Source organism: Streptomyces sp. NPDC001530 (assembly GCF_042894545.1).
Taxonomy (GTDB): Bacteria; Actinomycetota; Actinomycetes; order Streptomycetales; family Streptomycetaceae; genus Streptomyces.
Genome location: NZ_JBIAVS010000012.1, coordinates 103,460 through 112,099 on the forward strand (window position 1 = coordinate 103,460; position 8,640 = coordinate 112,099).

General features: G+C 68.5%; 9 protein-coding genes. 6 read left to right on the forward strand and 3 right to left on the reverse strand.

The features are described 5' to 3' along the window. Positions 1-15: 15 nt before the first annotated feature. Both rpsR and rplI read left to right on the forward strand, forming a co-directional pair. A complete protein-coding gene (gene rpsR / locus ACFY0T_RS25135) occupies positions 16-252 on the forward strand; it encodes a 30S ribosomal protein S18 (RefSeq protein ID WP_003949403.1) in 237 nt (78 codons plus the stop codon). A gap of 18 nt (positions 253-270) precedes the next feature. Then, positions 271-717: a 50S ribosomal protein L9 gene (rplI, locus tag ACFY0T_RS25140; protein ID WP_189187153.1), complete on the forward strand. Its 447-nt coding sequence runs from the start codon at positions 271-273 to the stop codon at positions 715-717. 163 nt (positions 718-880) lie between these two features. Here rplI and ACFY0T_RS25145 read toward each other — a convergent pair whose 3' ends face one another. Then, positions 881-2,227: an MATE family efflux transporter gene (locus ACFY0T_RS25145; RefSeq protein ID WP_388874611.1), complete on the reverse strand. Its 1,347-nt coding sequence runs from the start codon at positions 2,225-2,227 to the stop codon at positions 881-883. Positions 2,228-2,677: 450 nt separating this feature from the next. On the opposite strand from ACFY0T_RS25145, the gene dnaB reads away from it, so the two are divergent. Continuing rightward, positions 2,678-4,153: a replicative DNA helicase gene (dnaB, locus tag ACFY0T_RS25150; RefSeq protein ID WP_388874614.1), complete on the forward strand. Its 1,476-nt coding sequence runs from the start codon at positions 2,678-2,680 to the stop codon at positions 4,151-4,153. A 71-nt stretch (positions 4,154-4,224) separates the two neighbouring features. Then, positions 4,225-5,610 carry a serine hydrolase domain-containing protein gene (locus tag ACFY0T_RS25155; RefSeq protein WP_388874617.1) on the forward strand — a complete coding sequence of 462 codons (1,386 nt, stop codon included), beginning with the start codon at positions 4,225-4,227 and terminating at the stop codon, positions 5,608-5,610. A 74-nt stretch (positions 5,611-5,684) separates the two neighbouring features. Here the strand turns inward: ACFY0T_RS25155 and ACFY0T_RS25160 are convergent, their stop codons facing one another. Both ACFY0T_RS25160 and ACFY0T_RS25165 read right to left on the reverse strand, forming a co-directional pair. Further along, complete coding sequence (locus ACFY0T_RS25160; protein ID WP_388874620.1) at positions 5,685-6,137, reverse strand: GNAT family N-acetyltransferase; 453 nt, start codon at positions 6,135-6,137, stop codon at positions 5,685-5,687. Positions 6,138-6,176: 39 nt separating this feature from the next. Next, positions 6,177-6,635: a MarR family winged helix-turn-helix transcriptional regulator gene (locus tag ACFY0T_RS25165; RefSeq protein ID WP_388874623.1), complete on the reverse strand. Its 459-nt coding sequence runs from the start codon at positions 6,633-6,635 to the stop codon at positions 6,177-6,179. Between the two features lie 142 nt (positions 6,636-6,777). Between ACFY0T_RS25165 and ACFY0T_RS25170 the strand changes: the two genes are divergently transcribed. Beyond that, positions 6,778-7,986, forward strand: coding sequence for an MFS transporter (locus ACFY0T_RS25170; protein WP_388874625.1), 1,209 nt, complete (start codon positions 6,778-6,780; stop codon positions 7,984-7,986). Between the two features lie 98 nt (positions 7,987-8,084). Beyond that, the gene (locus ACFY0T_RS25175; RefSeq protein ID WP_388874628.1) at positions 8,085-8,507 is read left to right on the forward strand and encodes a heme-binding protein; all 423 of its coding nucleotides are present in this window, start codon (positions 8,085-8,087) and stop codon (positions 8,505-8,507) included. The last annotated feature ends 133 nt before the right edge of the window (positions 8,508-8,640 follow it).

Here is an 8,640-nt window from a genome sequence, read left to right on the forward strand (position 1 = left end):
CACAGGAGATACACCATGGCGAAGCCGCCTGTGCGCAAGCCGAAGAAGAAGGTCTGCGCTTTCTGCAAGGACAAGGTCACGTACGTGGACTACAAGGACACGAACATGCTGCGGAAGTTCATTTCCGACCGCGGCAAGATCCGTGCCCGCCGCGTGACCGGCAACTGCACGCAGCACCAGCGTGACGTCGCCACGGCCGTGAAGAACAGCCGTGAGATGGCGCTGCTGCCCTACACCTCCACCGCGCGATAAGGGAAGGGTGACCGACACATGAAGATCATCCTCACCCACGAGGTCTCCGGCCTCGGTGCCGCGGGCGACGTCGTCGACGTCAAGGACGGTTACGCTCGCAACTACCTGATCCCGCGGAACTTCGCGATCCGCTGGACCAAGGGCGGCGAGAAGGACGTCGAGCAGATCCGTCGTGCTCGCAAGATCCACGAGATCGCGACCATCGAGCAGGCCAACGAGATCAAGGCCCGCCTCGAGGGCGTGAAGGTCCGTCTGGCCGTTCGCTCCGGCGACGCCGGTCGTCTCTTCGGTTCCGTCACCCCGGCCGACATCGCTTCGGCGATCAAGGCTTCCGGTGGCCCCGAGGTCGACAAGCGCCGCATCGAGCTGGGCGCGCCGATCAAGACCCTGGGCGCCCACGAGACGTCCGTGCGTCTGCACCCCGAGGTTGCCGCCAAGGTCAACATCGAGGTTGTCGCTGCCTGAGTGCAGCGCTCGGCATAGCTGAGAGAAGGGCCGCATCCCTCGGGGTGCGGCCCTTCTGCGTTTCGCGAGGGTGAGGCCATGTGGCACGTGGAGATGACTTTGGGCGCTCGTCCGGATGCGGGGCTCGTTGTTTCACGTGAAACCGCCGTTTCACGTGAAACGGTCAGCGCGTCGCGCCCGTGACGATCCAGCGCCCCGAATGAGAGCGCAGCCACAGGGTCAACATCCGCATCGTCATCATCAGCGTCATCGCTCCCCAGAGCGCGGTGAGTCCGCCGCCGAGCGTGGGGACGAGCAGCGCGACGGGAGCGAAGACCGCCAGAGTGAGCAACATGGCCCATGCCAAGTACGGCCCATCCCCTGCGCCCATCAGGACTCCGTCCAGGACGAAGACGATGCCGCAGATCGGCTGGGAGAGAGCCACCATCAGCAGGGCGGGCAGCGCTGCGTCTCGCACGGTCGAATCGCTGCTGAAGAGGGGAAGGAAGAGGGGGCGAGCCGCGATGACCAGCAGGCCGAGTACGACCCCAGTCGCAATGCCCCACTGCATCATGCGGCGACAGGCCTCGCGGGCGCCCTGGGCGTCGTCCGCGCCGAGATAGCGCCCGATGATGGCCTGTCCGGCGATGGCAATCGCGTCGAGGGCGAAGGCGAGCAGACTCCACAGCGACAGGATGATCTGGTGTGCCGCCATGTTGGCATCCCCGAGCCGGGCGGCGACCGCCGTGGCGATCACGAGAATCGCCCGCAGCGACAGCGTGCGGACGAGTAGGGGTGCGCCGGCCTGGGCGCAGGCGCGTATCCCGGCTGCGTCCGGCCACAGCGAGGCACCGTGCTTCCGGGCTCCGCGGATGACGACGTACAGATAGACGGCGGCCATGCCGCACTGGGCGATGACGGTGCCCCAGGCGGAGCCTGCGATGCCCAGGTCGGCACCGTAGACGAGGCCGGCGTTGAGGGCGGCGTTGGCGACGAAGCCCCCGACGGCGACGTACAGCGGAGTCTTGGTGTCCTGCAGTCCGCGCAGGACACCGGTGGCGGCGAGCACGACGAGCATGGCCGGGATGCCGAGCGTCGAGATCCGCAGATAGGTGGTGGCGTACGGGGCGGCGGTGTCGGAAGCGCCGAACAGTTCCATGAGGGTCGGTGCCGTGGGCAGAACGACGGCTATGACGGCTACGCCGATCAGCAGGGCGAGCCAGATGCCGTCCATGCCCTGGCGGATCGCGGCCCGCAGATCGCCGGCACCGACGCGGCGGGCGACGGCGGCCGTGGTGGCGTAGGCGAGGAAGACGAAGACGCCGACGGCTGTCATGAGGAGGGCGGAGGCAACGCCGAGACCGGCCAGTTGTGCGGTGCCGAGATGACCGACGATCGCGCTGTCGGCCATCACGAAGAGAGGCTCGGCGACGAGTGCGCCGAAGGCCGGAACTGCCAGCGCGACGATCTCTCGGTCGTGCCGACGTCGGGCGGCCTTGGGTGCCGCGGGAGCCTGTGTCATGAGCACCAATCTAATCTTCCACAGGTAAGAGATGCAATGCCGAAAGGACCCTTACTCTCTGTCGTGTGGGGTGTGCCGCCGTGCACCGTTTGAAGCGATCTTGGCCCGACTGGGAAAGTTTTTCTTCTGCACAACCGGTGGACGGGAAAACGGCAGGTCAGAGGGGGTTTCTCGGAGGGGATGAGGGCTTGTTCACAGGGCTGTCCACCGGGTCGTGCACAGGTTTTGTGGGGTTCTCCACAGCATCCGGGCCGTCGTCCACATGGCCTGTGGATAACCAGATTGGCTGACGGTGCCCGCGGGCCTAACGTGGTGCGGCGCCCGCTCTCTCCTCCGTCCTCGGAAACCTGGCAAAACCGACGCGTCAGAACCGGAGTTGGGCATCTCAGTTGTCAGTGCCGTGCCGTAGAAATGAGGGGCACGGCTAGGTCCGCTCGGCGGACGGGAGGAGGTGGCTCGGTGAGTATTTCCGAGCCCTTGGACGACCCCTGGGCCGACAGCGGACCCAGTGATCGTCTGCCCGCTTCCCGCCAGCGCGGCAATGGTGGCCGCACCCGCGACGAGCAGCACGACCGCGACCGGGACAACGGCTCGTGGGAGGGCGGTGGTTCGTCCTTCGAGCGCGTACCGCCCCAGGATCTGGACGCCGAGCAGTCCGTCCTCGGCGGCATGCTCCTGTCCAAGGACGCCATCGCCGATGTGGTCGAGGTCCTCAAGGGCCACGACTTCTACCGGCCGGCGCACGAGACCATCTACCAGGCGATCCTCGACCTGTACGCGAAGGGCGAGCCGGCCGACCCGATCACGGTCGCGGCCGAGCTCACCAAACGGGGCGAGATCACCAAGGTCGGCGGCGCGCCGTATCTCCACACCCTGGTGCAGACGGTCCCGACCGCGGCGAACGCCGAGTACTACGCGGAGATCGTGCACGAGCGAGCGGTCCTGCGCCGCTTGGTCGAGGCGGGTACGCGCATCACACAGATGGGATACGCGGCCGACGGCGACGTCGACGAGATCGTCAACAGCGCCCAAGCCGAGATCTACGCGGTCACCGAGCAGCGCACCACCGAGGACTATCTGCCGCTCGGCGACATCATGGAGGGTGCGCTCGACGAGATCGAGGCGATCGGCTCGCGGTCGGGGGAGATGACCGGTGTGCCGACCGGCTTCACCGACCTCGACTCGCTCACCAACGGTCTGCACCCGGGCCAGATGATCATCATCGCGGCCCGTCCCGCGATGGGTAAGTCAACGCTGGCCCTGGACTTCGCACGGGCCTGCTCGATCAAGCACAACATGCCCAGCGTGATCTTCTCGCTCGAAATGGGCCGCAACGAGATCGCGATGCGTCTGCTGTCGGCCGAGGCGCGCGTCGCCCTGCACCACATGAGGTCCGGCACGATGACCGACGAGGACTGGACGCGGCTGGCGCGCCGCATGCCGGACGTCTCGGCCGCCCCGCTCTACATCGACGACTCCCCGAACCTGTCGATGATGGAGATCCGCGCCAAGTGCCGTCGCCTCAAGCAGCGCAACGACCTGAAGCTTGTGGTCATCGACTACCTGCAGCTGATGCAGTCGGGCGGCAAGCGGTCCGAGAGCCGCCAGCAGGAAGTCTCCGACATGTCGCGAAACCTGAAGCTGCTGGCCAAGGAGCTGGAACTGCCGGTGATTGCGCTGTCGCAGCTCAACCGTGGACCCGAGCAGCGCACGGACAAGAAACCCATGGTCTCCGACCTGCGTGAGTCCGGATCGATCGAGCAGGACGCGGACATGGTGATCCTGCTGCACCGCGAGGACGCGTATGAGAAGGAGTCACCGCGCGCGGGCGAGGCGGACATCATCGTCGGCAAGCACCGTAACGGGCCGACGGCGACGATCACGGTGGCCTTCCAGGGCCACTACTCGCGCTTCGTGGACATGGCGCAGACCTGATCCGACGCCCTTCGGGGCGGCCTCGGGTTAATCGGCTCGACGTGCGGCGGCGGGCCGGGTGGACTGGGGCCATGACGACATCGCAGGAAGAGCTGCTTCCCGCCACACGCCGGGCCCTGCTGCACCGTATCGCCGTCGCGCAGGCCGAAGGGCGGGCGCCGTCGCTGGTCGCGGCGGTCGTCCGGGGCGGGGAGACGGTGTGGAACGGGGCACGGACCTCGGTGGACGGGCACGGGCCCGACGAGTACGTGCAGTACCGGATCGGCTCCATCACCAAGACCTTCACCGCCGTACTCGTGCTGCGGTTGCGTGACGAGGGAGTGTTGGACCTCGGCGACCCGCTGGAGAAGCATCTGCCGGGCACCGGCGCGGGGGAGGTCACCATCGCCGAACTGCTCGCGCACACCGGCGGGTTGGCTGCCGAGTCGCCCGCGCCCTGGTGGGAGCGCACGCCTGGCTCGCTCCGCCCCGAACTGTCCGACGTGCTGGGCGAGCAGCCGTTCCGGCATCCGGTCGGCCGCCGGCACCACTACTCGAACCCCGGCTACACGCTGCTGGGCGCGCTGATCGAGGAGTTGCGGGGCGCCCCCTGGGAGGATGTGCTGCGGCGCGAAGTGCTCGAACCTCTGGGCCTGCGCCGTACGAGCGGTCGGCCGCAGGCGCCGCACGCGGGCGGCTGGGCCGTGCACCCCTGGGCGGACGTGATGATGCCCGAGCCCGCGCAGGATCTCGGCCGGATGGCTCCGGCCGGACAACTGTGGTCCACCACCGGGGACTTGGCGCGCTTCGCCGTCTTCCTGGCGCAGGGCGACGACCGGGTGCTGAGCGCGGAATCCGTACGGGAGATGCGTACGCCCGCCGCACCGCCCGATGCGGCGGAGCTGGCCACTGGCTCCGCCTACGGGCTCGGCATGCAGATCCTGCACCGTGACGGTCGGATGCTCGTCGGGCATTCCGGCTCCCTGCCGGGATTCCTGGCCGGCCTGATGATCGGTGTGGAGGACGACGTGGCGGCGGTCGTGCTGTCCAACTGCACCTCGGGACCACCCGCGTTGACCGTCGCAGCCGATCTCGTACGGATCGTTGCGGAGGCCGAGCCGAGGATTCCTGAGCCCTGGCGTCCGCTGACTGAAGTCGATAACGCCGTACTGGAAGTGGTGGGTCAGTGGTACTGGGGGACTCAGGCCTTCGGCTTGCGGTGGGTGGCCGGTGGGGACGTCGCGTTGGAGCCGCTGTCCGGCATCGGTCGGCGCGCTCGCTTCCGGGCGAATGGTGACGGGACCTGGACGGGGCTCGATGACTACTACGCGGGGGAGCTGCTGCGGGCCGTACGGCGGGCGGACGGCTCCGTGAGCTATCTCGACCTCGGGTCGTTCGTCTTCACGCGACAGCCCTACGACGAGGGGGCTCCTGTGCCGGGTGGGGTGGATCCCGAGGGCTGGCGAGGGATCAAGTAGACGGCGCCAGAGGTGAGGGGCGGCCTGTTTCACGTGAAACAGGCCGCCCTTCACCCCATGCAGGGGGACATACGTCAGAGCGGCAGCTTGAAGCCCACGTGGGATGCGGTGAAGCCGAGCCGCTCGTAGAAGCGATGGGCATCGGTGCGGGTGACGTCGGAGGTCAGCTGGACCAACTGGCAGTCCTGGCGCCGGGATTCGTCGATCGCCCACTCGATGAGCTGGGTACCGAGCCCGCTGCCGCGCTCGTCGGCGTGGATGCGTACGCCTTCGATGATGGAGCGAGTCGCTCCCTTGCGGGACAGTCCGGGAATCACCGTGAGCTGAAGTGTGCCGACAACGCGGCCCTCGCGCGTGGCGACGACCACGTGCTGGTTCGGGTCGCCGCTCAGGCGCTCCAGGGCGGCCAGGTACGGAGTCAGGTCGTCGGGTGACTCCCGTTGGGCGCCCAGCGGATCGTCTGCGAGCATCGCGACGATATAGGGCACGTCGTCGGCGACAGCGGCTCGTATTTCAAGATCTCCCATGACCGCACCCTATGAGGGCAAGCCCATGGGGTGCACGGTCTACGCGGGCACGCTCGCCGACTCCACAACCCGCACCAGCGGGGCCAGCTCCGGGTTCTTGGCCGCTTCGTCGAGCGCCTCGCGCAGGGCGGCGTCATTGGTGGGTCGCGCCTCTTCGAGGAGCTGGAGGCCCGCCTCGCTGACGTTCGTGTAGATGCCGCGGCGGTCGGTCGGGCACAGATAGCGGGCGAGCAGTCCCCGGTCCTCGAGCCGGGTGACGAGCCGGGTGGTGGCGCTCTGGCTGAGGACAACCGCGTCCGCGACCTGCTTCATCTGCAGATGGCCGCCGTCGCCGTCGTGCTGTCGGCTGAGCACATCGAGCAGGGAGTACTCCCGCACGCTCAGGCCGTGCTTGGCCTGCAGGGCGCGCTCGATGTGGGCCTCGATCCTCCCGTGCAGCAGGGAGAGAGCACACCAGCCCTGAGCGAGGGCGGTGAGCGCGGGGTCCGTGGCTGTCATGGCGTTTTCCTCCGTCCCGGAGCGGCTGAAACCCAGGATAGAGCACGGGCGCAATAGCCCGCCCTTGCATATAGCCCGCGTCTGCAACTATTGTGAACGCACGCAAAGCGCTCCTGCAATCGTCTGGAAGGTGTACCCCACCATGCCTCTCGCGCTTTTGGCCCTCGCGATCGGGGCCTTCGGAATCGGAACCACCGAGTTCGTGATCATGGGTGTGCTGCCCGAGGTCGCCGGTGACTTCGGTGTCTCCATCCCCACCGCAGGACTGCTGGTGACCGGCTATGCCCTCGGCGTGGTGATCGGCGCCCCGATCATGACCGCACTCGGCACGAAGGTGTCCCGCAAGCGGATGCTGATGCTGCTGATGGGGCTCTTCGTCCTCGGCAATCTGCTCTCCGCAGTCGCCCCCGTCTTCGGGTTGATGCTGGCGGGCCGCGTGGTCGCCTCCCTCGCCCACGGCGCCTTCTTCGGTATCGGCTCGGTGGTAGCCGCCGAGCTGGTCGCACACGAGAAGAAGGCCGGTGCGATCGCCATGATGTTCAGCGGTCTCACCATCGCCAACGTCGTCGGTGTCCCCCTGGGCACGCTGATCGGACAGTCCGTGGGCTGGCGTGTCACCTTCGCCGGTGTCGCCGCGCTCGGTGTGATCGGTCTGCTGGGCATCGCCAAGCTGGTCCCCGAGATGCCGAAGCCCGAGGGTGTGCACCTGCGCCACGAGCTGGCCGCCTTCAAGAACGTCCAGGTTCTGCTGGCCATGGCGATGACCGTGCTCGGCTTCGGCGGCGTCTTCGCGGCCATCACCTACATCGCGCCGATGATGACGCACGTCGCGGGCTTCGCCGACGGCTCCGTCACCTGGCTGCTGGTCCTCTTCGGCCTCGGCATGGTCGGCGGGAACCTCATCGGCGGCAAGTTCGCCGACCGCGCCCTGATGCCGATGCTGCACGTGTCCCTGGGCGGCCTCGCCGTCGTGCTCGCCCTGTTCACGGTCACCGCGCACAACAAGATCCTCGCGGCCGTCACGATCGCCCTGATCGGTGCGCTGGGCTTCGCGACCGTGCCGCCGCTGCAGAAGCGCGTCCTCGACCAGGCACATGGCGCCCCTACGCTGGCGTCGGCCGTGAACATCGGTGCCTTCAACCTCGGCAACGCCCTCTCGGCCTGGCTCGGTGGCCTCGTCATCGCGGCCGGCCTGGGCTACACCGCCCCCAACTGGGTCGGCGCCATCCTCGCCGCGAGCGCGCTCGTCCTCGCCGTCCTCTCGGCCGCCCTGGAGCGCCGCGCGGATGCCCCCAGCACCGTCGTCGCCGGCGGCGCGCCCGCGGAACAGCGGACCGCCATCCACCACTGACCGGGGTCGAGACGGTGCGGGCCAGGGACGTCCCCGCACCGTCTCGGCTCAGCACCACCCGATTCGACTCAGCCCGCCCCCACACGGAGAGGCCCCTCATGAGCACCACCACCGCCATTGCCCCGCTGACCATCGAGGACGCCGAGGTTCTCGTCACCGCGGCCCGCCGCGCCGCCGAAACCGCCGGAGTCAAGGTCAGTGTGACCGTCCTCGACGCGGGCGGTCATCTGCTCGCCTTCCGGCGCGACGACCAGGCCGTGCTGATCTCCGGCGAGACGAGCACCCGCAAGGCCTACACGGCGCTCCAGCTGGACTCCGCCACCGCCGAACTCGTCGACGCGGTCCAGCCCGGCGGCCTCTTCCACACCCTGCCCACCGCGCTCGACCGGCCCCTGCTGTTCATCGCGGGCGGTGTGCCGGTCCACCGCGACGGCCGTCTGATCGGCGCGATCGGGGTCGGCGGTGGCGCGCCGGTCCAGGACCACGGCTTCGCTGTCTCCGCCGTGGAGTCGCTCGCCTGAGTGCACCTCAGCGGAGAAGCGGCGGGGCCCCGCGGGGGCCCGCGCGTAAACCAAGGCCACGAATGGGGGTAGGGGGCCCCACCGGGGGAGAACCCCCCCCCCCCCCCACAGGGTCGGAACCCCCCGGGCCATA